This is a genomic window from Streptomyces sp. RLA131, from assembly GCF_056270125.1.
Genome location: NZ_JBWDOQ010000002.1, coordinates 6,399,905 through 6,426,171, shown reverse-complemented (window position 1 = coordinate 6,426,171; position 26,267 = coordinate 6,399,905). Strand labels below are relative to the sequence as shown.

21 protein-coding genes are annotated in these 26,267 nt (G+C 73.1%); 5 read left to right on the top strand and 16 right to left on the bottom strand.

Features of this window, described 5'->3' with window-relative positions; all coding sequences use genetic code 11:
• Positions 1–5 precede the first annotated feature (5 nt).
• Positions 6–404 carry a RidA family protein gene (locus RWE79_RS30015; RefSeq protein WP_475943200.1) on the bottom strand — a complete coding sequence of 133 codons (399 nt, stop codon included), beginning with the start codon at positions 402–404 and terminating at the stop codon, positions 6–8.
• Complete coding sequence (locus tag RWE79_RS30010) at positions 401–1,552, bottom strand: acyl-CoA dehydrogenase family protein (protein ID WP_475943199.1); 1,152 nt, start codon at positions 1,550–1,552, stop codon at positions 401–403. The genes RWE79_RS30015 and RWE79_RS30010 overlap by 4 nt, the downstream gene beginning before the upstream one ends.
• 141 nt (positions 1,553–1,693) lie before the next feature.
• On the opposite strand from RWE79_RS30010, the gene RWE79_RS30005 reads away from it, so the two are divergent.
• Positions 1,694–3,310 (top strand): AMP-binding protein, encoded by a 1,617-nt coding sequence (locus RWE79_RS30005; RefSeq protein ID WP_475943198.1) that lies wholly within the window; start codon positions 1,694–1,696, stop codon positions 3,308–3,310.
• 4 nt (positions 3,311–3,314) lie between these two features.
• Positions 3,315–4,136: a PaaX family transcriptional regulator gene (locus RWE79_RS30000; protein WP_475943197.1), complete on the top strand. Its 822-nt coding sequence runs from the start codon at positions 3,315–3,317 to the stop codon at positions 4,134–4,136.
• Between the two features lie 12 nt (positions 4,137–4,148).
• On the opposite strand, the gene RWE79_RS29995 is transcribed toward RWE79_RS30000, so the two are convergent.
• The 11 genes from RWE79_RS29995 to RWE79_RS29945 form a co-directional block, all read right to left on the bottom strand.
• Positions 4,149–6,425, bottom strand: coding sequence for a bifunctional salicylyl-CoA 5-hydroxylase/oxidoreductase (locus tag RWE79_RS29995; RefSeq protein WP_475943196.1), 2,277 nt, complete (start codon positions 6,423–6,425; stop codon positions 4,149–4,151).
• 5 nt (positions 6,426–6,430) lie between these two features.
• Entirely contained in the window at positions 6,431–7,228 is a 798-nt protein-coding gene (locus RWE79_RS29990; RefSeq protein WP_475943195.1) for an enoyl-CoA hydratase family protein, read from the bottom strand.
• 170 nt (positions 7,229–7,398) lie between these two features.
• Complete coding sequence (argF, locus tag RWE79_RS29985) at positions 7,399–8,397, bottom strand: ornithine carbamoyltransferase (RefSeq protein WP_475943194.1); 999 nt, start codon at positions 8,395–8,397, stop codon at positions 7,399–7,401.
• 99 nt (positions 8,398–8,496) lie between these two features.
• Entirely contained in the window at positions 8,497–9,744 is a 1,248-nt protein-coding gene (locus RWE79_RS29980) for an arginine deiminase (RefSeq protein ID WP_475943193.1), read from the bottom strand.
• A 108-nt stretch (positions 9,745–9,852) separates the two neighbouring features.
• Positions 9,853–12,411 carry a polynucleotide kinase-phosphatase gene (locus tag RWE79_RS29975; RefSeq protein WP_475943192.1) on the bottom strand — a complete coding sequence of 853 codons (2,559 nt, stop codon included), beginning with the start codon at positions 12,409–12,411 and terminating at the stop codon, positions 9,853–9,855.
• Positions 12,408–13,880 carry a 3' terminal RNA ribose 2'-O-methyltransferase Hen1 gene (locus tag RWE79_RS29970; RefSeq protein ID WP_475943191.1) on the bottom strand — a complete coding sequence of 491 codons (1,473 nt, stop codon included), beginning with the start codon at positions 13,878–13,880 and terminating at the stop codon, positions 12,408–12,410. Before RWE79_RS29970 ends, RWE79_RS29975 begins: the two co-directional genes overlap by 4 nt.
• An 88-nt stretch (positions 13,881–13,968) precedes the next feature.
• Positions 13,969–14,886, bottom strand: a complete 918-nt coding sequence (gene mmuM / locus RWE79_RS29965) for a homocysteine S-methyltransferase (protein WP_475943190.1) — start codon at positions 14,884–14,886, stop codon at positions 13,969–13,971.
• A gap of 25 nt (positions 14,887–14,911) precedes the next feature.
• The gene (locus RWE79_RS29960; RefSeq protein ID WP_475943189.1) at positions 14,912–15,835 is read right to left on the bottom strand and encodes an LLM class F420-dependent oxidoreductase; all 924 of its coding nucleotides are present in this window, start codon (positions 15,833–15,835) and stop codon (positions 14,912–14,914) included.
• Positions 15,836–16,066: 231 nt separating this feature from the next.
• The gene (locus RWE79_RS29955) at positions 16,067–16,474 is read right to left on the bottom strand and encodes a DUF6099 family protein (RefSeq protein WP_475943188.1); all 408 of its coding nucleotides are present in this window, start codon (positions 16,472–16,474) and stop codon (positions 16,067–16,069) included.
• A 103-nt stretch (positions 16,475–16,577) separates the two neighbouring features.
• Positions 16,578–16,916, bottom strand: coding sequence for a nucleotide pyrophosphohydrolase (locus RWE79_RS29950; RefSeq protein WP_475946189.1), 339 nt, complete (start codon positions 16,914–16,916; stop codon positions 16,578–16,580).
• Positions 16,917–16,942: 26 nt separating this feature from the next.
• Positions 16,943–18,247: an AAA family ATPase gene (locus tag RWE79_RS29945; RefSeq protein WP_475943187.1), complete on the bottom strand. Its 1,305-nt coding sequence runs from the start codon at positions 18,245–18,247 to the stop codon at positions 16,943–16,945.
• Between the two features lie 140 nt (positions 18,248–18,387).
• Between RWE79_RS29945 and RWE79_RS29940 the strand changes: the two genes are divergently transcribed.
• The gene (locus RWE79_RS29940; protein WP_475943186.1) at positions 18,388–18,954 is read left to right on the top strand and encodes a DUF1697 domain-containing protein; all 567 of its coding nucleotides are present in this window, start codon (positions 18,388–18,390) and stop codon (positions 18,952–18,954) included.
• Between the two features lie 5 nt (positions 18,955–18,959).
• Here the strand turns inward: RWE79_RS29940 and RWE79_RS29935 are convergent, their stop codons facing one another.
• From RWE79_RS29935 to RWE79_RS29925, 3 genes are all read right to left on the bottom strand, one after another.
• Positions 18,960–20,162: a globin domain-containing protein gene (locus tag RWE79_RS29935; protein WP_475943185.1), complete on the bottom strand. Its 1,203-nt coding sequence runs from the start codon at positions 20,160–20,162 to the stop codon at positions 18,960–18,962.
• Between the two features lie 87 nt (positions 20,163–20,249).
• Positions 20,250–20,693, bottom strand: coding sequence for an RrF2 family transcriptional regulator (locus RWE79_RS29930; protein WP_475943184.1), 444 nt, complete (start codon positions 20,691–20,693; stop codon positions 20,250–20,252).
• Between the two features lie 78 nt (positions 20,694–20,771).
• Positions 20,772–21,479, bottom strand: coding sequence for a L,D-transpeptidase family protein (locus tag RWE79_RS29925; protein WP_475943183.1), 708 nt, complete (start codon positions 21,477–21,479; stop codon positions 20,772–20,774).
• A 271-nt stretch (positions 21,480–21,750) separates the two neighbouring features.
• Between RWE79_RS29925 and RWE79_RS29920 the strand changes: the two genes are divergently transcribed.
• Complete coding sequence (locus RWE79_RS29920; RefSeq protein ID WP_475943182.1) at positions 21,751–25,149, top strand: BTAD domain-containing putative transcriptional regulator; 3,399 nt, start codon at positions 21,751–21,753, stop codon at positions 25,147–25,149.
• Positions 25,150–25,347: 198 nt separating this feature from the next.
• The gene (locus RWE79_RS29915) at positions 25,348–26,223 is read left to right on the top strand and encodes a slipin family protein (protein WP_475943181.1); all 876 of its coding nucleotides are present in this window, start codon (positions 25,348–25,350) and stop codon (positions 26,221–26,223) included.
• Positions 26,224–26,267 lie beyond the last annotated feature (44 nt).

Below are 26,267 nucleotides of genomic sequence, written 5' to 3'. Positions count from 1 at the left end.
CGCCGTCACGGCAGCACGGCGATCCCGTCCAGTTCGACCAGGGCCTGATCGTCCCAGAGCCGTACGACGCCGACGACCGCCATCGCGGGGTAGTCGCGTCCGGCCAACGCCCGCCACAGACGGCCGAGTTCGGGCGCGTGCTCGCGGTAGGCGGCGACATCGGTGGTGTGGACGGTCACCCGGGCGAGGTCGGCGGGACCGCCGCCGGCGGCCTGCAGGGCGGTGAGCAGATTGATGAGGGCGTGCTCGAACTGGGCGGTGAGGGTGTCACCGACGACCGCGCCGGACGCGTCGAGCGCGGTCTGCCCGGCGAGCAGGACCAGGGTGCGGCCGGTGGCCGTCACGGCGTGGGAGAAGCCCGTGGGCGGGGAGAGTCCGGGCGGGTTCAGGCGCGTCAGGGTCATGGGGCGAACAGCTCCTTGGCGATGATGGTGCGCTGGACCTCGGTGGCACCCTCGTAGATGCGGGGCGCGCGGACCTCGCGGTAGAGGTGTTCCAGGAGATGGCCCCGCTGCAGGGCGCGGGCGCCGTGGATCTGCACGGCGGTGTCGACGGCGAACTGGGCGGTCTCGGTGGCGTAGAGCTTGGCCATGGCGGAGCGCCTGGCGATGTCCGGAGCCTCGCTGTCGCGGTCGTACGCCGCGGCGGCCGCGTAGACCAGCAGCCGCGCGGCCTCGGTGCGGGTGGCCGCCTCGGCGAGCGGATGGGAGACGGCCTGCAGGGCGGCCAGCGGTCCGCCGAAGGCGGTACGCGACATCGCGTGGGCGACGGCGGCGTCGACGGCGGCCTGGGCCATGCCGACGGCGAAGGCGCCGACGCTGGGGCGGAACAGGTTCAGCGTCCGCATGGCGATCCGGAAGCCGTGGCCGGGTTCGCCGATCAGGTCCCGCGCGGTGACCGGAACGGCGTCGAAGCGCAGCCGGCCGATGGGGTGCGGGGAGAGCATGTCGAGCCGCTCACCGGTCAGTCCGGGGCGGTCGGCGGGGACGGCGAAGGCGGTGACGCCACGCGCGCCGGGCCCGGGGCCGGTACGGGCGAAGACGGTGTAGAGGTCGGCGTCGGGGGCGTTGGAGATCCAGCACTTCTCGCCGGTGAGGCGCCAGCCGTGCGTGCCGTCCGGGTCGTGCGTGCCGTGCGTGCCGTCCGGGTCGGCGGCCAGGCGCAGGGCGGCCGCGTCGGAGCCGGCCGCCGGCTCGCTGAGCGCGAAGGCGACGACGGCCTCGCCGGACACCACGCGCGGGATCCAGCGGGCGGCCAACTCCGGTGAGCCGGTCAGCGGATGGGCGCCGAGGCCCTGGAGGGCGAGGGCGGTCTCGGCCTCGGTGCACTCGCGGGCCAGGGACTCGCGCAGCAGGCACAGGTCGAGGGCCCTGGTGCCCGGAGCCTCGAAGAGCCGTGCCAGCAGGCCGAGTTCACCGAGGCCGGCGAGGAGCCGGCGGTTGACCCGCCCCGGTTCGCCCCGGGCGGCGAGCGGCCGGAGCCGTTCCGCGGCCCAGGTGCGCACCTGGGCGCACCATGCCGCCTGTTCGGGTTCGAGCGCGAACGAACTCACCCCGGCGCCTCCCTGTCGGCAGCCAACCGGCCGCCTCCCGGCGGCCTTTCGGTGACCATATCGCGGGCCGTTGACTGCCGTCACGAACACGTTACGCTGAAATCCGCTCGCCACCAGGTGCCGACGAGGGGCGAACCCGCCATGGACCTGCTGCCATCCGCACACGTGGACACCTTCGCGCGCGACCACCTCCCGCCGCGCGACCAGTGGCCCGGCCTGCTCACCGGTCCACCCGTACCGGCCTACCCCGACCGGCTCAACTGCGCGGCGGAGCTGCTCTCCGGCGGCCCGCCGGCGGCGCCCTGTCTGCGCACGCCCGACGGCGAGGTCTGGTCCTACGAGCGGCTGCGCTCCGCCACCGACCGGCTGGCGCATGTCCTGGTGGACGACCTCGGGGTGGTGCCGGGCAATCGGGTGCTGCTGCGCGGGCCGAATACGCCCTGGCTGGTGGCCTGCTGGTGCGCCGTACTGAAAGCGGGGGCGGTCGCGGTGACCGTACTGGCCGCCCAGCGCGCGCAGGAACTGGCGACAGTATGCGGGATCGCCTCCATACGGTATGCAATGTGCGATATACGATCGGTCGACGACCTCGTCAAGGCCGAGGTTCCCGGGCTGCGCATCACCACCTACGGCGGCGACACGCCGGACGACCTGCTGCGGATGGCCGCCGACCGGCCGGACGGCTTCGAGGCCGTGCCGACCTCCGCCGATGACGTCGCCCTGATCGCCTTCACCTCGGGGACCACCGGGCGGCCCAAGGGCTGTATGCACTTCCACCGCGATGTGCTGGCCGTCGCCGACACCTTCTCGGCCGCGGTCCTGAGGCCGCACGCCGACGACATCTTCGCCGGCAGCCCGCCCCTGGGCTTCACCTTCGGCCTCGGCGGCCTGGTGATCTTCCCGCTGCGGGCCGGCGCCTCGGCCCTGCTGCTGGAGCAGTCCGGTCCCGAGCAGCTGCTGGCGGCGGTGGGGCGGCACCGGGTGAGCGTGCTGTTCACCGCGCCCACCGCCTACCGGGCGATGCTGGGGCTGCTGCGGCTGGGGGCGGTCGCCTATGACGTCTCCTCGCTGCGGCGCTGCGTGTCGGCCGGCGAGAACCTGCCCGCCGACACCTGGCGGGCCTGGCAGGCCGCGACCGGCCTGGGGATCATCAACGGCATCGGCGCGACCGAGCTGCTGCACATCTTCATATCGGCGGCCGACGAGGCGATACGCCCCGGGACCACCGGCCTTCCGGTGCCCGGCTTCCAGGCCCGGGTGGTGGACGCGGTCTCGCTGCGGCCGGTCCCCGACGGCGAGCCCGGACTGCTCGCGGTGCGCGGGCCCACCGGCTGCCGGTATCTGGCGGACGAGCGGCAGCGCGAGTACGTACGGGACGGCTGGAATCTGACCGGCGACATCTATGTCCGGGAGCCCGACGGCTACTTCCGGTATGTCGCACGCGCCGACGACATGATCATCTCGGCGGGCTACAACATCGCCGGACCCGAGGTCGAGGAGGCCCTGCTGCGCCATCCCGATGTGCGCGAGGCGGCCGTGATCGGCGTCGCGGACCCCCAACGCGGCCAGCAGGTGCGGGCCTTCGTCGTCCTGCGCGAGGGCGCCGCGCGGGACGAGGGGGCGGTGGCCGCGCTGCGGGCCTTCGTCAAGGAGGAGATCGCCCCCTACAAGTGCCCGCGCGAGATCGTCCTCCTCGACGCCCTTCCGCGCACCCCGACGGGCAAGCTGCAGCGTTTCCGGCTCCGCGATCTAGAGTGACCGCGTGACCGAGCAGCCATCCCATGCCCCGAGCTCGCTGATCGTGACCTTCTACGGCGCCTATGGACGGCCCGTGTGGGAGGGCTGTGTCCCGGTCGCCGAACTCGTCCGGCTGATGGGCGCCCTGGACGTCGACCCGCCGTCCGTCCGCTCCGCGGTCTCCCGGCTGAAGCGGCGCGGGCTGCTGGTGCCCGAACGCGTCGCCGGTGCGGCGGCCTACGCCCTCTCGCCGGACGCCCGGCAGGTACTGGAGGACGGTGACCGGCGCATCTACGGGCTGCCCCGCCACTCCCCGGGGGGTGACTGGGTGCTCGCGGTCTTCTCCGTCCCCGAGAGCGAGCGCCACAAGCGGCACCTGCTGCGCTCCCGGCTCGGCCGGCTCGGCTTCGGCACCGCCGCCCCCGGCGTCTGGATCGCCCCGGCCCATCTGGAGGACGAGGCCCGCCACGCGCTGCGCCGGCTCGGCCTCGATCCGTACGTCGACCTGTTCGGCGGCGCGCATCTGGGCTTCGAGCCGACGGCCGCCGCCGTACGCCGCTGGTGGGACCTGGACGGCGTCGCCGCGCTGTACGAGGAGTTCCTGGAGGTGTACGAGCCGCTGTGGACGTCGTGGTCCACCCGCTCGGACACCCCGGCCGACGAGGCGTTCCGCGACTATCTGCGCACCCTGGACGCCTGGCGCCGCCTCCCGTACGCCGACCCCCGGCTGCCGCCCGCCCTCCTGCCGGCCGGCTGGCCCGGCGAGCGGGCGGAGCAGGTCTTCCGCCTGCTCCACGAGCGGCTGCGGGAGGCCGGGGCGGAGCTGGTGCGCCGCACCGGGGCGTAGCGTACGGCGTCGTCAGCGAGCCCCGCGCCCCGGCGCCGGCCTCGGTCCGACCGCGTCCGTGCGTCCCGTCGGCGGGGGGCGGCTGCCGGCCCGGTAGGGCAGCGGCCAGGGCGCTCCCGGTCCCGCGTAGCCCTGTTCGGCGGCGGCGTGGAGCGTCCAGTGCGGGTCGTACAGATGCGGCCGGGCCAGGGCGCACAGGTCGGCCCGTCCGGCCAGGATCAGGGAGTTGATGTCGTCCCACGAGGAGATCGCGCCGACGGCGATGACGGGAACGCCCAGCTCGTTGCGGATGCGGTCGGCGAAGGGCGTCTGGTACGAGCGGCCGTAAGCGGGGCGTTCGTCGGGGACGACCTGGCCGGTGGAGACGTCGATGGCGTCGGCGCCGTGGGCGGTGAGGGCGCGGGCGATGGCGACGGCGTCGTCGGCCGTGGTGCCGCCGGGGGCCCAGTCGGTGGCGGAGATCCGGACGGTGACGGGGCGGTCGGCGGGCCAGGCCTCCCGTACCGCGTCGAGGACTTCGAGGGGGAAGCGCAGCCGGCCCCGCGGTGAGCCCCCGTAGGCGTCGGTGCGGTGGTTGGTGAGCGGGGACAGGAAGCTCGACAGCAGGTAGCCGTGCGCGCAGTGCAGTTCCAGCAGGTCGAAGCCGCAGCGCGCGCCTCGGCGGGCGGCGGCGGCGAACTGCTCGCGGACGGTGGCGAGTCCGGCCGCGTCCAGGGCGTGCGGCACCTGGCTGACGCCGGGACGGTACGGGAGCGGGGAGGGCGCCGCCGGTGTCCAGTTGCCGTCGGGGAGGGGCTGGTCGATGCCGTCCCACATCAGGCGGGTGGAGCCCTTGCGGCCGCTGTGGCCGAGCTGGAGGCCGATGGCGGCGCCGGGCTGTGTGTGGACGAAGTCGGTGACGCGTCGCCAGGCGGCCTCGTGCTCGTCGGTGTACAGGCCGGCGCAGCCGGGGGTGATGCGGCCCTGCGGGCTGACGCAGACCATCTCGGTCATGACCAGGCCGGCGCCGCCCAGGGCCCGCGCGCCGAGGTGGACGAGGTGGAGGTCGCCGGGGGTGCCGTCGGTGGCGGAGTAGATGTCCATGGGCGATACGACGACACGGTTGCGCAGGGTGAGTCCGCGCAGCCGGAAGGGGGTGAACATGGGCGGGGTGCGCTCGTCGGTGCCGAAGTCGTGCTCGACGGCGCCGGTGAACTCCGCGTCGCGCAGCCGCAGGTTGCCGTGGGTGACGCGGCGGCTGCGGGTGAGCAGGTTGAAGGCGAACTGCCGTTGCGGCTGGTCCGTGTACTGGCCGAGCCGTTCGAACCATTCCAGGCTGGCGCGGGCGGCGCGCTGGGTGCTCTCCACGACGGGCCTGCGTTCGGCTTCGTACGCGGCCAGCGCCTCGGGTACGGCGGGGTGTTCGGCCAGGCAGGCGGCGAGGGCGAGGGCGTCCTCCATGGCGAGTTTGGTGCCGGAGCCGATGGAGAAGTGGGCGGTGTGGGCGGCGTCGCCGAGCAGGACGATGCGGCCGTGCCGCCAGCGTTCGTTGGTGACGGTGGTGAACGCGGCCCAGCGGGAGCGGTTTCCGCGCAGGCGGTGGCCCCGCAGGGCGGGGGCGAAGAGCCTCTCGCAGCGGGCGACGGACCCGGCCTCGTCGAGCCGGTCCAGGCCGGCCCGGCGCCACACGTCCTCGTGGGTCTCGACGATGAAGGTGCTGGCGTCGCCGCGGTAGGGATAGCCGTGGGCCTGGACGACGCCGTGCCGGGTCTCGGCGGTCTCGAAGCGGAAGGCGTCGAGGACGAGGTCGGTGGCGAGCCAGATGTAGCGGCAGCGGTGGTCGGTGAGGGTGGGGCGGAAGACGTCGGCGTGGGCCCGGCGGGTGGCGCTGCCCGCGCCGTCGGCGGCGATCACCAGGTCGTGTCCGGCGGCCAGTTCACTCGCGGCCGGGGCGGCGTGACGGGTGTGAACGGTGACGCCCAGTTCGCGGCAGCGGTCGTGCAGGACGGTCAGCAGGCGGCGCCGGTCGAGGGCGGCGAAGCCGTGCCCGCGGGAGGTGGTGACGGTGCCGCGGTGGTGTACGTCGATGGCGTCCCAGCGGGTGAAGGCCGCTTCCAGGGCGCGGTGCACGGCGGGGTCGGCGTGCTCGATGGTGCCGAGGGTCTCGTCGGAGAGCACGACGCCGAAGCCGAAGGTGTCCTGGGGGGCGCCGCGTTCCCACAGGGTGATCCGGCGGTCCGGGTCGAGGCGTTTGAGCAGGACCGCCGCGTACAGGCCGCCGGGGCCGCCGCCGATGATGGCGATGCGCACGGCGGTCAGTGGCCCTTCCAGTCCGGCGGCCGCCTGCCGGTGAAGGCGGCGTGGAACTCGGCGTAGTCGTCGCTGGTCATCAGGAGGGCCTGGGTGGCGGCGTCCATCTCGACGGAGGCGGCGAGCGGCATGTCGAGTTCGGCGGTGAGCAGGGCCTTGGTCTGGGCGTAGGCGAGGGACGGGCCGGCGGCGAGGCGTGCGGCGAGGGCGGCGGCGGCCGCGTCGGCCTCACCGGGCTCGGTCAACTCGCTGACCAGGCCGATGCGTTCGGCTTCGGCGGCGCCGACGGTGTCGCCCAGCATCAGCAGCCGGGTGGCGTGGCCGAGGCCGACGACGCGGGGCAGCAGATAGGCGGCGCCCATGTCGGCGCCGGCCAGGCCGACGCGGGTGAAGAGGAAGGCGAACCGGGCGCCGCGCTCGACGATCCGGAAGTCGGCGGCGAGGGCCAGCACCGCGCCCGCGCCCGCCGCGACGCCGTGGACGGCGGCGATGACGGGGAAGGGGGCCGCGCGGACGGCCCGTACGACCTGGCCGGTCATCCGGTTGAAGTCGAGGAGCCGGCGCGCGTCCATGTGGAGGGTGGCGCCGATGATCTCGTCGACGTCACCTCCGGAGCAGAAGCCGCGGCCGGCCCCGCCGAGGACCAGGACCTTGGTGTCCCCGTCGTGCGGCAGGGTGGTGAACAGGTCGCGCAGATCCTCGTAGACGCCGAAGGTGAGTGCGTTGAGTCGGTCCGGCCGGTCCAGGGTGACGGTGACGATCCCGTCGGCACGTTCGACCCGCAGGTGCTGCCAAGGGCCCATGGGCAGCAAGTTATCACTGCTTTGTGACTGCCGTCACGATGGCGTCATACGCCATACGGCATACGGCATACGGCATACGGCATACGGCATACGGCATACGGCATACGGCATACGGCATACGGCATACGGCATACGGCATACGGCATTATCGGTCCGGAGTGGGGCCGGGGTCAGGCCAAGGTTGCCACCAGGACCGCCTTGATGGTGTGCATCCGGTTCTCGGCCTGGTCGAAGACGACGGACCGCTCCGACTCGAAGACCTCGTCGCTGACCTCCAGGTACGTCAGCCCGTACTGCTCGTGGATCTCCCGGCCGACCTTGGTGCCCAGGTCGTGGTAGGCGGGCAGGCAGTGCATGAACCGCGCCTGCGGGTTCCCGGTGGCCTCCATGACCCGCGCGGTCACGGCGTACCCGCCGAGCAGCTCGATCCGCTCGTCCCAGACCTCCTTGGGTTCACCCATCGACACCCAGACGTCGGTGTGGACGAAGTCCGCGCCGCGCACCCCCTCGGCCACGTCCTCGGTGAGCGTGACCCGGGCGCCGGTGTCCGCGGCCAGGCGGCGCGCCTCGGCGACGACGGTGTCGTCCGGCCAGAGCCGCCGGGGGGCGACGATCCGCACGTCCATGCCCAGGAGGGCACCGGTGACCAGGAGCGAGTTGCCCATGTTGGAGCGGGCGTCGCCGAGGTAGGCGTACGCGATCTCCTCCAGCGGCTTCGCGCTGTGCTCGGTCATCGTGAGCACGTCGGCCAGCATCTGGGTGGGGTGCCACTCGTCGGTGAGGCCGTTCCAGACGGGCACGCCCGCATGGGCGGCCAGCTCCTCGACGATCTGCTGACCGCTGCCCCGGTACTCGATTCCGTCGAACATCCGGCCTAGGACGCGTGCGGTGTCCTTGACCGACTCCTTGTGGCCGATCTGCGAGCCGGCGGGGTCCAGGTAGGTGGTGGAGGCACCCTGGTCCGCCGCCGCGACCTCGAAGGAGCAGCGGGTTCGGGTGGAGGTCTTCTCGAAGACCAGGGCGATGTTCCTGCCCCTCAGCCGCTGGACCTCGGTGCCCGCGCGCTTGGCCGCCTTGAGCTCGGCGGCCAGCTCCACCAGGTGGCGGAACTCCCCGGGGGTGAAGTCGAGCTCCTTGAGGAAGTGGCGGCCCGTGAGGTCGACGGCCATGGGGGCTCCTAGGTCGCGGTCGTACGTATGAAGACTCTGGAAGTCTATACGATGATTCGCATCCTTATACGGAGCCGGGGGTGGCCGCGCGGGCGCCGCTCAGACGGCGTCGCGTTCGATCGGGCAGCTCATACAGCGCGGGCCGCCGCGCCCCCGCCCCAGCTCGCTGCCGGGGATCTCTATCACCTCGATGCCGCGCTTGCGCAGATAGGTGTTGCTGGTGACATTGCGCTCGTAGGCCAGCACCACGCCCGGTTCCAGGGCCAGCACGTTGCAGCCGTCGTCCCACTGCTCGCGTTCTGCCGCGTGCACGTCCTGGGTGGCGGTCAGCACCCGGATGTCGTCCAGGCCCAGGGCGGCCGCGACGGCCCGGTGCATGTGCTCGGGCGGATGGTCGGTGACCTTGAGCGGCGGATGGTCGGTGACCTTGAGGTCACGCTCACCGGCGCCCGGCTCGATGGTGTACGAGCGCAGCATGCCGAGCCCGGCGTACTTGGTGAAGGTCCCGCCGTCGATCATCGTCATCACCGTGTCCAGGTGCATGAACGCCCGGCGCTTCGGCATGTCCAGGGCGACGATGCTGCGGGCCGAGCCGGCCGCGAACAGCCGTTGGGCCAGCATCTCCACGGCCTGCGGAGTGGTCCGCTCGCTCATCCCGATCAGCACCGCGCCGTTGCCGATGACCAGCACGTCGCCGCCCTCGATGGTCGAGGGATAGGCGGCCTGCCCCTCGGACCAGACGTGGAAGCCGCCCGGCGCGAAGAGCGGATGGTGCTGGTAGACCGCCTCGTAGTGGATGGTCTCGTGCCAGCGGGCGGGCCAGCGCATGGCGTTGATGCTGACGCCGTCGTAGACCCAGGCGGAGGTGTCGCGGGTGAAGAGGTGGTTGGGGAGCGGGTTGAGCAGGAAGTCGTCGGGCTCCATGACGTGGAAGCGCACCGAGGTGGGCTCGGCGAAGCGCTCCAGGAACTCGCGCTTGGTCATGCCGCCGACCAGCGCCTCCACCAGGTCGGGGGCGGACAGCTCGTCGAAGGCCGCCCGCAGGTGGTCGGTGACCACCGGGCCGTACTCCTTCTCGTCGAAGACCCGGTCCAGGACCATCGCCCGCGCCGGCGGCAGGGTCAGCGTCTCGCGCAGCAGGTCGCCGAAGAGGTGGACCTCCACGCCCCGGTCGCGCAGCACGTCCGCGAAACCGTCGTGCTCGGCGCGCGCCCGGCGCACCCACAGCACGTCGTCGAAGAGCAGCGCGTCCTTGTTCGACGGCGTCAGCCGCTTCAGTTCGAGATCGGGCCGGTGCAGGATGACACGGCGCAGCCGCCCGGCCTCGGAGTCCACGTGGAAGCCCATGGGAATGACCTTCCCACTCCGGGTGGGAATTAGCGGTCGGATCGTACGGCAGGGGCGGATGTCACATCCTCCGGCGCCAAGTGCCCCGCCCGGCGCCGGAAGATGTGATCACAGCCGGGGGTCGACGGGCTCCGACTCCAGGGCGAGGACCGCGAAGACCGCTTCGTGGACCCGCCACAGGGGTTCACCGGCGGCCAGCCGGTCCAGCGCCTCCAGTCCCAGCGCGTACTCGCGGAGCGCCAGCGAGCGCTTGTGGCCCAGGGCCCGCGAACGCAGCCGGACGAGGTGGTCGGGCCGGGTGTACTCGGGACCGTAGATGATCCGCAGATACTCCCGGCCGCGGCACTTGATGCCGGGCTGTACCAGCCGCGCCCCGGACTCCCCGCGTACGAGGGCCTGGAGCGGCTTGACCACCATGCCCTCACCGCCGGCCGCCGTGAGTTCCAGCCACCAGTCGGTGCCGGCGGCCACGGAGGCGTCGTCCCCGGTGTCGACCAGGACCCGCCGGGTCTCCCGCAGCAGCCCGGTGGGGTCGGCCGCGACCATGCGGTCGATGACGGCGAGCTGCCGGTCGTGCGGGAGCGCCGCGAGGCTGCGGCCTTGGACGGCCAGGATCTGGAAGGGCGCCAGACGCACCCCCTCCAGGCCGTCGGTCGTCCAGCAGTAGCGGCGGTACGCCTCGGTGAAGGCGGCGGCGTCGGCGGAGCGCTCCCGCTGGCGGGCGAGCAGTCCTTCCACCTGGGCGCCCCGGGCGGCGGCCGCTTCGAGGGCGGCGATGGCGCCGGGAAAGACCGCGCCGGACGCGGCACCCACCGCGGCGTACTGCCGGCGCAGCAGCCCGGTGGCCTTGAGCGACCAGGGCAGCAGCTCGGCGTCGAGCAGCAGCCAGTCGGTCTCCAGCTCGTCCCAGAGCCCGGCGGCCGATATCGCCTCGCGCAGCCGTTCCAGGACCTGCTCGGTGGCGGCCGGTTCGTCGAAGAACGGCCGCCCGGTGCGGGTGTGCAGGGCGCCGGTGACGCCGTCGGCCGTGACGCCGAAGCGGTCGGCGGCGGTCCGCTCGTCCCGGCAGACCAGCGCGACCGCCCGGGAGCCCATGTGCTTCTCCTCGCAGACGACCTGGCGCACACCGTCCTCACGGTAGGCGGCGAAGGCCTCGCGCGGGTGCTCCAGGTAGCCGTCGAGCTGCGAGGTGGCGCAGGGCGCCATGGTCGGCGGGAGGTAGGCGAGCAGCCTCGGGTCGACCGCGAACCGGCTCATGACCTCCAGCGCGGCAGCCGCGTTCTCCTCGCGGACGGCGACCCGGCCGTGGTGGGTGGTCTCCACCACGCGCCGCCCCGTGACGTCGGCGAGGTCGAGCGGACGGCCGTCGTGGCCGCCCGGTGCCTCACCGCCGAGCGGCTTGGCCGGCTCGTACCAGACCTGCTCGGCGGGTACGTCGACCAGTTCGCGCTCGGGCCAGCGCAGCGCGGTCATCCGGCCGCCGAAGACGCAGCCGGTGTCGAGGCAGATGGTGTTGTTGAGCCAGGTCGCCGACGGGTTCGGGGTGTGCCCGTAAACCACGGCGGCGCGGCCCCGGTAGTCCTCGGCCCACGGGTAGCGGACCGGCAGGCCGTACTCGTCGGTCTCGCCGGTGGTGTCCCCGTAGAGCGCGAAGCCGCGCACCCGGCCCGAGGTCCGGCCGTGGTACTTCTCGGGCAGGCCGGCGTGGCAGACCACCAGTTTGCCGCCGTCGAGGACGTAGTGGCTGACCAGGCCCTCGATGAAGTCCCGCACCCGCTCCTTGAAGGCCGGGTCCTTTTCTTCCTCGGCGGTCAGCTGCTCGATGGTCTCCGCGAGGCCGTGGGTGTGCTGGACCTTCTTGCCGCGCAGCCAGCGGCCCAGCTTGTTCTCGTGGTTGCCCGGTACGCACAGCGCGGTGCCGGCGGCGGTCATGCCCATGACCCGGCGCAGCACGTCGGGGCTGTCCGGGCCCCGGTCGACGAGGTCGCCGACGAAGACGGCGGTGCGGCCGTCGGGGTGGACGCCGTCGGCGTAGCCGAGCCGGGCGAGCAGGCTCTCCAGTTCGGAGGCGCAGCCGTGGATGTCGCCGATGATGTCGAACGGGCCGGTGAGGTGCCGCAGGTCGTTGTAGCGGCGCTCCAGGACGACTTCGGCGGCCTCGATCTCCTCGACGCCGCGCAGGTGGAAGACCTTGCGGAAGCCCTCGCGTTCCAGGTGCTTGAGCGAACGGCGCAGCTCGCGCTGCTGACGCTGGATCACATGGCGCGGGAGGTCCGCCCGGTCGGCGCGGGTCGCGTTGCGCTGCGCGCAGATCTGCTCGGGGACGTCCAGGACGATGGCGATGGGCAGCACGTCGTGTTCGCGGGCCAGCCGGACCAGCTGCCCGCGGCTCTCCGGCTGGACGCTGGTGGCGTCGACGACGGTGAGGCGTCCGGCGGCCAGCCGTTTGCCCGCGATGTGGTGCAGGACGTCGAAGGCGTCGGCGCTGGCGCTCTGGTCGTTCTCGTCGTCGGCGACCAGGCCCCGGCAGAAGTCGGAGGAGATCACCTCGGTGGGCCTGAAGTGCCTGCGGGCGAAGGTGGACTTGCCCGAGCCGGTGCTGCCGACCAGGACCACCAGGGACAGGTCGGTGACGGGAAGGGTGCGTCCCGCCGGTCGTGCGTTCATGCCGCCGCCTCCTTCGCGGTCGTGGTGTCCAGGGCGAACACGGCCATCTGGGTCGGGGGTCCGACCTCGGGGTCCTCGGGTCCGACGGGGACGAACCGGACGCCGTATCCGTGGCGCCGCGCGACGTCGTGGGCCCAGGAGCGGAACTCCTCGCGGGTCCATTCGAAGCGGTGGTCGGCGTGCCTGACGTGCCCGGCCGGCAGGGTCTCCCAGCGCACGTTGTACTCGACGTTGGGCGTGGTCACGATCACGGTCGCCGGGCGGGCCGAGCCGAAGACCGCGTACTCCAGGGCGGGCAGCCGCGGCAGGTCCAGGTGCTCGACGACCTCGCTGAGCACCGCCGCGTCATAGCCCTTGAGGCGGCTGTCGGTGTAGGCCAGCGAGCCCTGCAGCAGCGTGAGGCGCGACGACTGCCGCTCCCCCATGCGCTCCAGGCGCAGCCGCCGTGCCGCCTCGCCCAGTGCCCGCACCGACACGTCGACGCCGACGATCTCGGTGAAGCGCACATCCTTCAGCAGCGCGCCGATCAGCTGTCCCTGGCCGCAGCCGAGGTCCAGCACCCGGCTCGCCCCGGCGGTGCGAAGCGCCTCCAGGACCGCCTCCCGGCGCCGCACGGCCAGCGGTACCGGCTTCTCCTCGGTGTCCGCCTCCTCGTCGATCGCGTTGTCGATCTCCTCTGCCTCGGTGTCGTCGGCCTCGGCGAGCCTGGCCAGCTCCAGCCGCTCCAGCGCCTGCCGGGTCAGCGCCCAGCGCCGCGACAGATAGCGGCTGGTGATCAGCTTCTGCTCCGGGTGGTCCGGCAGCCAGCCGTCGCCCATCCGCAGCAGCTTGTCGACCTCGTCGGGCGCGACCCAGTAGTGCTTGGCGTCGTCCAGCACCGGCAGCAGGACATACAGGTGCCGCAGGGCCTCGGCGAGCCGCAGTTCGCCCTCCAGCACCAGCTGTACATAACGCGAGTCGCCCCACTCGGGGAACCGCCGGTCCAGCGCGATCGGCTCGGCCCGCACCGTCCAGCCCAGCGGCTCGAACAGCCGCCGCACCAGCGGTGCGCCGCCCCGGGCGGGCAGCACCGGCACCTCGATCCGCAGCGGCATCGGGGCCGCCGCCCGCTCGGGCCGGGTGGCGCACACGCCGCGCAGGGCGCTCGCGAACACCGTCCGCAACGCCACCGCCAGCAGCGACGACGCGGCATACGGCCGGTCGTTCACATACTGCGCCAGCGACGCATCGGGCGCCGCCGTCCGGCCCCTGCCGCCCTTGCCCTTGCCTCGTCGGACCAGCGCCACCGGATCCACCTCCAGCAGCAGGGCCGCGGTGCAGCGCTCGTCCGACGCCTCGGGGTAGAAGACGTGCGCGTCGCCGTAGGAGGTGGAGAAGGCCTGGGCCCTGTCCGGATGCTTGTGCAGCAGGAAGCCGAGGTCGGTGGCGGGAAGGGCGCTGTCGCCGGTGGTGGAGATCGTCAGGAACACACGTCCGAGTATTGTGCGTGGACGCCGCCGCCGACCATGGGTTTTCCGCCGGACGGGGTCAAGGCCGGCAGGATCGGGGCGGGTGGGGTCAGGGCCGGCGGGCCAGTACGGCGGCCAGCTCGGCGATCTCCCCGGGGCCGACGCGGCAGCAGCCGCCGATGAGCCTGGCGCCCGCCTGCTCCCAGTGGTCCACCCGGGCCGGGTCGAAGGTGGAGCCGCCCTTCCAGTCACGGGCCGTGGCGTCCCACGCCTCACCGCTGTTGGGGTAGACGACGACGGGCTTGCCGGACGCCCCGGCGGCGATGGCCACGGCCCGGTCCGCGTCCTGCGGTATGCAGCAGTTGACCCCGACGGCGATGACGTCGTCGGAGGCGGCGGCCAGCGTGAAGGCCTCCTCCAGCGGCTGGCCGGCCCGGGTGCGGTCGCCGTCGACGGTGTAGGTGAGCCAGGCCGGGATGCCGATGCCGTCGATGGCGCGGAGCAGCGCCTCGGCCTCGTCGGTGTCGGGGATCGTCTCGATGGCCAGCACATCGGGACGGGCCTCGGCCAGGGCCTCGATCCGGGGACGGTGGAAGGCTTCCAGCTCCTTCACGCTCAGTCCGTACCGGCCCCGGTACTCGCTGCCGTCGGCGAGCATCGCCCCGTACGGGCCGACGGACGCCGCGACCCACACGCCTTCCTCGGTGCCCCGGTCACCGGCGGCCAGCCGGGCCAGCTCGACGCTGCGCCGCAGGAGCTCGGTGGTCTCCTCGCGGCCGATGCCGCGTTTGCCGAATCCCTCGTAGGTGGCCTGGTAGCTGGAGGTGATGAGCACCCGCGCGCCCGCCCGCACATAGGCCGCGTGGGCGGCCTGGATCTGCTCCGGCGCGTCGGCGAGCAGCCTGGCGGACCACAGCTCGTCGGACAGGTCGCAGCCCTGGTCGGCGAGCTGGTTGGACAGGCCGCCGTCGAGAACGACGGGGCCCTCGGCGAGGGCCGCGGCGAGCGGAATCGTAGGGGCGGTCATCGCGGGTGCTCCTTGCTGTTCGTGCTCAGTCGAGGTGCGACTGGACTTCCGAGGAAATCAGTTCCAGGTGATCGATGTCGTCGAGGTCCAGAATCTGGAGATAGAAGCGGGTGACGCCCAGCTCCGCATAGCGGCCGATCTTGTCGATGACCTCCGCCGGGGTGCCGGCCAGTCCGTTGGCCCGCAGCTCGCCGGCCTCACGGCCGATGGCGGCGGCGCGGCGGGCGACCTCCGCGTCGTCCTTGCCGACGCACGCCACGAGCGCGTTGGAGTAGACGATGTCGCCGGCCTTGCGGCCGTATGCGTCGGCCGCCTCACGGACCCGGTCGAACTGGGTGGCCGAGTCCTCCACCGAGGCGAACGGAATGTTGAACTCGTCGGCGTAGCGCGCCGCGAGCCGCGGGGTCCGCTTGGCGCCGTGGCCGCCGATCAGGACGGGGATCTTCGCCTGGGCCGGCTTGGGCAGCGCGGGCGAGTTCTTGAGCTGGTAGTAGGTGCCGTCGAAGTCGAAGGTACGGCCGACCTGGGTGGACCACAGGCCGGTGATGATCGCCAACTGCTCCTCCAGACGGGCGAACTTCTCCTTGGGGAAGGGGATGCCGTAGGCGGTGTGCTCCTCCTCGTGCCAGCCGGCACCCAGACCGAACTCGACCCGGCCGCCGGACATCTGGTCCACCTGGGCGACCTGGATGGCGAGCACACCGGGCAGCCGGAAGGTGCCGGCCGTCATCAGTGTGCCGAGCCGTATTCGGCTGGTCTCGCGGGCCAGTCCGGCCAGGGTGATCCAGGCGTCGGTGGGCCCGGGCAGGCCGTCTCCTGCTCCCATCCTGAGGTAGTGGTCCGAGCGGAAGAAGGCATCGAAGCCGAGTTCCTTGGTGGCCTTGGCCACGGTGAGGAGCGTGTCGTAGGTGGCCCCCTGCTGGGGCTCGGTGAAGATGCGGAGATCCATGCCTCCCATCCTGCACCGCACCGGACGGAAAGCGATCGTCGGCGAAACACCGCGGTGATCGCCGCGGGTGCCCGTACCGAGTACGAACCGCTCGGAACCAGGTGAGCCAGGTGCAGCAGGTGGATCTGGTGAACCAGGCGGATCTGGTGGTCGCCGGCTCGGGCGGGACCGGGCCGCCCTCCGCGGTGGCGGGCACCCGGCCGCGCCGGCTCACGTCACGCCTGGCCTGCCTCATCGCGTCTGCTCAGGCGTCGCACCGGCCGGGTCCGCCCCCACCGCGTCCTCGCTGAGCAGCGCGCGGACCCGCTCACGGCAGTCGGCGGCGCCGTCCAGCGCCTCGACGCACTGCCCGTGGACCGTCTCGTCCTCCGTGGAGCAGGCGGCCGACACCAGCACGTCCGCCAGCTCCGACAGCAGGTCGTCCAGCTCCCGCAGGGCCTGGAGCGGATCCCTGACGCCGGTGAGCCCGGCGACGCGGGCCGGTGGCGGCCCCGGCGAGCCATTCCCCTCCGGCCCGAGGCGGCTGATGACCGCCTCCGCCAGGGCCCGGGCCTGCCAGGCCGCGGCAAGCAGCTCCTGCTCACCGCTGATCTGCCCGAGCGCGCTCCGGGTGTTGCCGATGAGTCGTACCGCGTCCATGATCCGCTCCTCTCCGTGACCGATTTCCTCACTCAGAGTGACGGATCAGCTTCAGGAAGGGAAGGTCCTCCCGCCGGCCTGTGGATAACTCGGGCGAACCGGGTCAGCCGCCCTCCCCCGGGACGGGAAAACGCAGCTCGTTGCGGTCGATCTTGGCTGCCAGCGCCTCCAGCGGATCGATGGCCAGCACCTCGCAGAACTGCAGCAGATACGCCAGTACGTCCGCCACCTCGTCCTTGACCCGGTGCGCCGTGCCGTCGTCGGCCATGACCCCGGCGGCCTCCTCCGGGGTCAGCCACTGGAAGATCTCCAGCAGCTCGGAGGCCTCGACGCTCAGCGCCACGGCGAGGTTCTTGGGCGTGTGGAAGGGCTGCCAGCGGCGGGCCGCCGCGAACGCGGCCAGTCTGCGTTGCAGCGTGGGCAGATCCAGGTCGTCGGTCACACCGTCGTCGGTCACACCGCTCAGGTCTACCGCATCGCGGCGACCGGGCGTGCTTCGCCCTGGGCGGGCACCCGGGACGGGGAGCGGCCGAAGCCGACCACCGAAACCCCGCCCAGGCCCTCGGCGACCGCGGGGTCGTGGACGGTGGCGAGCAGCCGGATGTGCCCGCGCTGGGCCGCCTGACCCGCCAGCCCGAGCAGTTCACGGCTCTGGGCACGGTCGAGCCCCAGGTCGAGGCCGTCGGCGAGCACGGTGAGCACCTGGGAGGCGGGCAGCAGCTCTCCGCTGGTGTCGACCTCCAGCACGTCGGGGCCGGTGAGCAGCACCAGGGCGAGCGCCAGGAAGCGCAGTTCGCCGTCGCCCAGCCGGTCCACCGGGACCAGTCCGGACGCCCCCCGGTCGACGACCGCCAGGACACCCCCGGCGCCGTGCACACCGCCGGGCAGGCCACCGAGTACGCCACCGGGGAGCGCGCCCGCGACGAGCCCGGGGACACCGTCCGCCGCGCCCGCTCCCCCTCGCTGCGGACCGACGCTCACCGTGGTCAGCCCTTCGACCGGCCCGCTGCACACCTCCCGCATCGCGCGCACCAGGGCGGCGTGCCGGGTCCGGCATTCACCCTGGGTGCGGTGCAGTACCGCCGACAGGTTGTCGCAGGCCTTGCGCAGCATGCCGTCCTTGACCCGCACCGGCGTCCGCATCCGGTGCGGCTGCGGCTCGACGGCGAACACCCCGCGCAGCGCCACCACCATCTGCTCGGCCGCGGCCAGCACCAGCCGCTGCCCCTGCGTGGTCCCGGCCACGCGCAGCGGCAGCAGGGCGGTGGCGAGCCGGTCGTCCGGCAGCGGCGCCCTGGTCACCGGCACCGCCCCGGCCGTGTGCCAGGCGGCCTGCACCTGGCGCCGTCCCGGGTCGCGCAGCGCGGTGGTCAGCAGGGTCTCGCCGGCGCCGGTGAGCCGCTCGCCCACGATGCGCAGTTCGGGTTCGGTCTGTACGGCGACGTCGAGCCGCACCGGTCCCACCGGGCCGTCGGCCGTACAGCCGATCCTGAATCCCCGGCGCCCCTCGGCGTCCGGCCGCGCCCCGTGCGGTACGCAGGCCCCGACGCCGCCGCGCACGACGCCGGCGTCCACCGCGAACACGTCCCCCAGTTCGTCGCCGCCGGCGAGACGGCCCAGGGCGGCCAGGGCCTCCAGGACACTCGACTTGCCCGTTCCGCTCGGCCCCGCGAGCAGGGTGATCGGGCCGAGCGCGAAGCTCGCGCCGCGGTGCGACTTGAAGGCGGACAGCCGCAGCTCGGTGACGTTCGGACGCTCGCTCTTCGGGCTCATGCCCGCGAACGATATCGACGCCCCCGGACGGCGAACCGTTTCGCCAGTCCCCGGTCCTCCTAACGGACGACCACCGGAGGGACCAATCGCGCGCTCGTCATTGACGCCCGTCCCGGGCGGTACGGGGCTACGGTGCCGGTATGGGGACGACCAACACCACGAGTACGACCAGGTACGTGGCTCTGCTGCGCGGCATCAACGTCGGGCGCGGCAACCGGCTGCCGATGGCCGCGCTGCGCGAGCTGCTCGACGGTATGGGGGCGACGGCGGTGCGCACGCACCTCCAGAGCGGCAACGCGCTCTTCGACCACGATCCCGTCGGCCCCGAGCGGCTCGCGGAGGAACTGCGTGACCGTATCGCCGGCGCCCTCGGGCTGACCGTTCCGTGCATCGTGCTGGAGGCGTCGGCGCTGCGCGGAGTCATCCAGCGGAATCCGTACGACATGGCGGTGATCGATCCGGCGCGTTTCCTGGTGACCTTCCTGTCCGGGCCGGTCGACGCCGGCCGGCTGAAGGACCTGGACCCAGCCGCTTTCGCGCCGGACGACTTCCGCGCCGGGGAGCGCGAGATCTATGTGCACTGCCCGGAGGGCATCCGGAAGACCAGGCTCTCGCAGGCCCTGTGGGAAAAACGCCTCGGCCTGATCGCCACCGCCCGCAACTGGAACACCGTGACCAGACTGGCCGCCCTCGCGGACGCCCCGTAGCCGGCTCAGTTCTCGCCGGCCGCCGCTCCCGGGAACCAGGAGTCCGGGCCGAACACCTCGTAGTGGATGTCGGCGGGGCGCACCCCCGCGTCGAGCAGCTGGCCGCGCACGGCCCGCATGAACGGCAGCGGGCCGCACAGATAGGCGGTGGTCCCGGCGGGGACGGGGACGGTGGCCAGGTCGACGGTGCCGGTGCGCTCGGCGGGACGTTCACCCACCGGGCGCTCGTACCAGACGTGCGCGGTGGCGTCGGGGAGGGTACGGACGAAGCGGCTGAGGTCGGCGCGGAAGGCGTGGCTGAACTCGTCGCGGTCGCCGTGGACGGCGATGACCGGGCGGGGGTCGGCGGTGGCCGCGAGGTGGGCCAGCATGCCGATCATCGGGGTGCAGCCGATGCCGGCCGAGGCGAGGAGCACCGGGCCCTCGCCGTCGGCCAGTGACACATCCCCGAAGGGGGCGCTGACCAGCAGTTCGTCCCCCGGGTCGACCTGGTCGTGCAGGTGGTTGGACACCTCTCCGGCCGGGTCGCCGTGAACCCGCTTGACCGAGAACTGCAGCGCGCCGTCGGGCCGCCCGGACAGGCTGTACTGGCGGATCTGCCGTGCCCCGTCCGGCAGTTCGACCTGTACGGAGACGTACTGGCCGGGCCGCGAGGCCGGTACGTCGCCGCCGCCCGCCGGTGCGACCAGGAAGGTGGCGACGTCCTGGGTCTCCTGGAACCGGGCGATCACCCGGTGCTGCCGCCAGGTGTCGCCGAGGAGCACCCCGGTCCGCCGGTAGAGGCCCTTCTCGATGGCGATGAGGGCGTTGGCCATCAGCCAGTAGACCTCGTCCCAGGCCGCCGCGACCTGCGGGGTGACAGCCTCGCCCAAAACCTCGGCGATGGCGGCGAACAGGTGGCGGTGCACGATCTCGTACTGCTGCGCGGTGATGCCGATCGACGCGTGCTTGTGCGCGATCCGGGCGAGCATGGCGTCGGGGCGGCTGCCGGGGTGGTCGACGAGGGCCGCGGCGAAGGCGGCGAAGGCGCCCGCCAGTGCCTGGCGCTGGCTGCCGTTGGCCTGGTTGCCCCGGTTGAACAGGTCGCGCAGCAGCTCGGGGTGGGCGGCGAACAGCTTCTCGTAGAACAGCGGCGTGATGTCGCCGATCGCGGCGCCCACTGCGGGCAGGGTCGCTCGGACGGTCTCGGCGGACGTGGGGGTCAGCATCGACGGCTCCAAATGTGCATTTGATATGCGTATTAAAGGGTGTGAAGAAACGCGCGGAAGGCACCCGCGCCGCGAGAGCGGCCCGGCTCAGCCCCCCGGCCGGGCCGAGAGGCCCACCAGCACCGGACCGGTGGGCGACGCCACGAGATCGCCGACGGTCAGCGGATCCAGGGCGGAGTAGAAGGCCTCCTGCGCGGTGCGCAGCGCGCCCCGCAGCAGACAGGCGCCGCGCAGCGGGCAGGGCGGCTCGTCCTCGCAGCCGACGACATCACCCACCCCCTCCAGCTCCCGGACCAGCCGCCCCAGCGAACCGTTCCGCCCGGCCGGGGTGAGCACCAGGCCACCACCCCGGCCGCGCCGGGCCTCGACGACGCCCAGGTGCTGGAGCCGGCTGACCACCTTCGCCGCGTGGTTGTACGGAACGGCGACCGCGTCGGCGACCTCCCGCGTGGTGGGATTGGCCTCGTCGTCGAGCACGGCGAGGCGCATGGCGATGCGCAACGCGATGTCGGTGCTCTTGGTGAGTCTCACGGGGACAGACTAGCTAATACGCATCCTAGATACCAATTCAGATTCCGGTCACCGCCTGGCTCCGGCTCTCCGGCTCGGTCACGTACCGGGCTTGCGCCCGTACACATAGACGTCGTCACCGGTCTTGAGCAGGTCCCAGTAGCGGGCCGCGTCGGCGCCGCGCATGTTGACACAGCCGTGCGAGCCGGGCGGTGACCAGACGCTGCCGGAGATGGAGTGGAACGCCTGGCCGCCGTCGAAGAACTGGCTGTAGGGCATGGCCACGTTGTAGATCGAGGAGACGTGGTGCCTGTCCCGCCAGTAGATCTTCTTCAGCCCGGTCCTGGTCTCGTAGCCGTTGCGCCCGCTGCGGATCGGCAGCGGCCCGAGGACCAGATCCGCGCCGTCCTGCACCCAGCTGATCTGGAGAGTGAGATTCACACAGGCGATCCGGCCCTTGTCGGTCGGGCACTTGTGGTTCTTGTTCGGCTTGTTCCCCACGGCCTTCTGCTTGTTCATCAGGTCCATCACGCCCCAGGTGACGGGCCCCGCGTAGCCGATGGCGGGGCTGATGCCGTACTTGGTCTGGAAGGCGCGGGTGGCCCGGCAGTCGGCGGCGGACTGCCGCCCGTCCACCGGCCGCCCGAGGAACTTCTCCACCTGCTTCTGGTACGGCCCGGTCGCCGTCGTGCACGTGGCCGCCTCGGCGCTCCCCGCCCCCGCCATCACCCCCGCCGGCACCAGCAGCCCCACGACCGCCGCCCCCAGCCCCACTCCGCGTCGTATCCCGCCACCGTTACCGGCCATGGATGCCTCCCCGCTCGCCACGCGAATGCCCTCTGCATCAGAAGACGGACATCCGAGGGCAAAGGTTGCACTCGGTGTCCCTCCGGGGTCACAGGCTCTCGGGCGCGGGCATCCGGTCGGTACGGCCGGACGATACGCGGATGATCCGCCGCGTGACCCGGCACCCGCCCGACGTGCGCTTGGACCTCCCGCGTCAGGAGCGGGACAGCGGGCGGCGGATGGCGGACGGCGGGAACGGGTGGCGGCCCGGGGCGCTGTACATTTGCGCGTCATGCTGCGTGTGCGGGTCCTGGGACCGCTCGATGCCGGGATCGACGGTGCGCCGATCCGCCTCGGCAGGCCCCGGCAACGGGCGGTTCTGGCGCTGCTGCTGACGGGCAGAGGCCACATCGTGTCGGTCGACCGGATCATCGACCAGCTGTGGCGCGGCCAGGCCTCGGACAAGGCCGTGGCGTCCCTGCACGTCTATGTCTCCAATCTGCGCCGGCTTCTGGAGCCCGGCCGGCCGCCGCGCGGCCCCGCCGGGGTCCTCGTCCGCCGCCCTCCGGGGTACGCCCTGCACCTGCCCGACGACGCGGTGGACGCCTGGCGGTTCGAGGCCGCGGTACGGCGGGCCGGTGACGCACCTCCCGGGGAGGCCAGGCGCCTGCTGGAGGAGGCACTCGGCTGGTGGCGGGGGCCCGCGTACGCCGAGTGGGCCGACGAGCGGTGGGCCGGCGCGGAGGTCGCCCGGCTGGGCGAACTGCGCCTGGTGGCAAGGGAACTCGCCATAGCGGCGACCCTGGGGACTGGCCGTCCCGGGCCGGCGGTCCCGGCGGCCGAGGCGCTCGCCCGCGAGGAGCCGCTACGGGAGGAGGCCTGGCGGCTGCTCGCCCTCGCCCTGTGGGCGTGCGGCCGCCGGGCCGACGCCCTGGCCGCGCTGCGCAGGGCGGCCGCGGTCCTCGCTGACGAACTCGGACTGGACCCCGGTCCCGCCCTGACCGACCTGAAGCAGGCCGTCCTCACCCAGCGGCTGGAGGTACTGCGCGCGGCGGTACCGGGGCCCGCGCCGGTGATCGTGGGTGCGCGGGCCTCCGCGCGGCCGGACACCGTGCCCGCCGTGCCCGCCGTGCCCAGCGGCAGCCCGGACCGCCCCGCCGCCCCGCCCGAAGGGGCTGAGGAACTGTTCGTCGGCCGGGCGGCCGAGCTGCGGACCCTGGACGCGGCCGCGCGGGCCGCCCGGCACGGCGGCGGCGTCGTCCTGGTCACCGGTGAGGCGGGAGCCGGAAAGTCGGCGCTGCTCGGCCAGTTCGGCCGACGGCTGCGGGCCGAGGGCTGGACCGTCGCGGTGGGCCGCTGCCCCGAGTCCGACGGCGCGCCGCCCGCCTGGGCATGGGTCGAGGCACTCACTGAACTGGCCCGGACGGCGCCCCCTTCCGACCCGGGCCCCCTCGCCCCGCTGCTGGCCGACCCGCAGGGCCGTCCGCCGCGCGACGACGACGCCGGCGCCGGCCGTTTCCGGCTCCACCGGGCCTTCGGCTCGTGGTTGCGGGCGGCGGCCGCCGGGGCTCCGCTGGCCGTGATCATCGACGACCTGCACCGCGCGGACGGGGAGACGATGGCGCTGCTGGCACGCGCCGCGGACCTGGCCGGTGCTCCGGTGCTGACGGTCGCGGCGTACCGCCCGGCCGACGCCGAAGCCGACGCCGAGGGCCGGCTGACGGAGACGCTTGCCGAGCTGGCACGCCGCTCACCGCACCGGCTGGCTCTGGACGGGCTTCCCCCCGGCGACGTGGGCACGCTGGTCGGCGCGGTGTGCGGGGCCCCGGTCGACGCGGGCACGGTGGCGGCGCTCGCCGAGCGGACCGGCGGCAACCCCTTCTACGTACGGGAGAGCGCCCGTCTGCTGGCCTGCGAAGGTGCCCTGGTGGCCACCTCGGAAGTCCCCCAGGGGGTGCGGGACGTGCTGCGCAGGCGGCTGCGGCAGCTCTCCCCCGGGGCGCTGGCGCTGCTCCAGCTCGCTTCGGTCGTCGGCCGCGAGAGCGAGGTGGGCGTACTCGTCGACGCCGCCGGAGCGGACGAGCAGGAGGTCCTCGACGGGCTGGAGGCGGGGGTCGTGGCGGGGCTGCTGACCGAGCCGGGACCCGGTCGGATCAGGTTCGCCCACGCCCTGGTCCGCGACACCCTGTACACCGATCTGGTCGGGGTGCGCCGCGGACGCCTGCACGCCCGGCTGGCGCACGTCCTGCGGGAGCGGAGACCGGACGACCTGGCGGCTCTGGCACACCATTTCGCCCGGTCGGGGACGGCGGAGACGGCCGCGCCGGCCGTCGACTACTCGCTGCGCGCGGCCGAACTGGCCGAGCGGCGGTACGCCTACGACACCGCCGTCGAACTGATCCAACAGGCCATCGAGGCATACGCCCTGGTGCCCACCGGGCCCGACGAGCGGGCCCGGACGACGGTCGGTCTGTACGGGCGGCTGATGCGGGCGCAGATCCGGGCCGGGGCGATCGTGGCGGCGCGGGACACCCGCCGGCGCGCCGTCGAGACGGCCGAACGGACCGAGCGCGACGAACTGGTGGCCACGGCGTTCGCCGCGTGGAGCGAGCCGACTCCGTGGCAGAGCCGCCCCCTCGGGTACTTCGACCCGGCCACGGTCGACACCCTCGACCGGCTGACCGCCCGCACCGACCTGGACCGGGTGACCCTGGCCCGCCTGCTGCAGACCCTCGTGGACGAACTCAACGGCAGGGACGGTGTGGACGGCGCGCGGGTGACACAGGCCGCGGAGCGGCAGCTGGCCGTCGCCCGCGCGGCCGGCGACCCGCTGCTTCTCGCCTCCGCCCTGGCGACGATGGCCAAGCCCACGCCGCACGAGTTCCAGGCGGCCCGGCGGGAGCCCCTGGTGGCCGAGCTCAGGACACTCACGGACGCACATGACCTACCCGCGTACCGGTGGGCGTGCGAGCACGCCGCCGGCATGGTCGCCGGCGCCCGCAACGACGCCGCGGGAGTCCGCCGGCACGCCGAGGAAGGCCTCACGCTCGCCCGCAGGTACCGGATGGTGGAGGCGGAGGCCGCCAACCTGTCGGCCCTGGCCATGCTCGCCCATGTGGAGGGCCGTTTCGAGGCGGCGGACGTGGCCTACGCCGATGTGCGGCGCCGGCTGCGGGGCACCGGGTCCCCGCAGGGCGACTACATGTACGCCCTGGGGCTCATCACGATCCGGCTCAGCCAGGGACGCCTCGCGGAGATCGAGCCGCTGCTCTGGGCGCTGTACGACATCTCCATCCCGGGAATCGGTCACACCCTCGGCCTCGTCCTGGCCCTCCAGGGCAAGACCGACCAGGCCCGCGCCATCTCCTACGGCTCCCCCTCCCCCCTGCCCGACCACCTGTACGGTCTGGATCTCTCCATCCGCGCGCAGCTGGCCTATCTGCTGCGTGACCGGGCCGCGGCGGTGCAGCTGGCCCGGCTGCTGCTGCCGATCAGCGACCAGCTCGCCGGCGCCGCCAGTACCTGCTACGTGCTGCGGCCGCTCGCCCATCCCCTGGGTGAGCTGTACCGCCTGCTCGGCGACGAGCCCGCGGCGCTGCGGCAGTTCGCCCGTGCCGAGGCGGTCGCCCGGCAGTGGGGCTCGGCCCATCTGGCCGCCGCGGCCCGAACCGCCGCCACCACCGGCCGGTGACCCGGCCGCAGTCGCCCACCGCGTCGCGCGGCGTCCGGCAGCGCCCGGCCCGCACCAGGGGACCGTTCGGCCCCTGCCGCCGCCGCGGGTGTACGGGCCATGCTCGGAACACGGTACGGACCGCGAGCCCCGCCGACCCACTGCCGTGGGCCACTTCGCGGGGCGCGGGGGTCTCGTGCCCTACCCGAGGAGCAGCACGTGGGAGTACTCGTTTTCCTGATGGTCGTGGTGGCCGTCCTGGCCGTCGTGACGATCGCCATGTCCGTCAAGGTCGTCAAGCAGTTCGAGCAGGGCGTGCTGTTCCGGTTCGGCCGGCTGGTGGGTTCCCGCCCGCCCGGTCTGCGGTTCATCGTTCCGTTCGTCGATGTCCTGCACCGGGTGTCGCTGCGGATCGTCACGATGCCGATCCAGTCGCAGGGCATCATCACCCGGGACAACGTCAGCGTCGATGTCTCGGCCGTCGCCTACTTCCGGGTGGTCGACGCGGTGAAGTCGGTCATCGCGATCGAGAACGTCCACACGGCGATCAACCAGATCGCCCAGACCACGCTGCGCAAGGTCGTGGGTCAGCACACCCTGGACGAGACGCTGTCGGAGACGGACCGCATCAATCTGGGCATCCGCGAGATTCTCGATGTGACGACCGCGGAGTGGGGCGTCGAGGTGACCCTCGTCGAGCTCAAGGACATCCAGTTGCCCGACAGTATGAAACGCGCGATGGCCCGTCAGGCGGAGGCCGAGCGCGAGAAGCGAGCGAAGATCATCAACGCTCAGGGCGAGTCACTCGCCGCCGCGGCACTCGGTGAGGCCTCGGACATCATGATGGACCACCCGCTCGCCCTCCAACTGCGCAATCTGCAGAGCCTGGTGGAGATCGGCGTGGACAAGAACACCACCGTCGTCTTCCCCGCCCCCCTGATGAGCACCATCGGGGAACTGGGCTCGTTCCTCGCACGCGAGACCGCGTCCGCCGCGTCCGCCGCGTCCGCGTCCGCGGCGTCCGGGGAGCGGCCCGTCGAGGTCACCGGGCCGGCGCCCGGCCCCCTGCCGAACGGAACACGCGAGAACGTCTGAGGCCCTGCGGACGCCCGTCGTGCCGGAGCCCCGTTCCGCAGCGG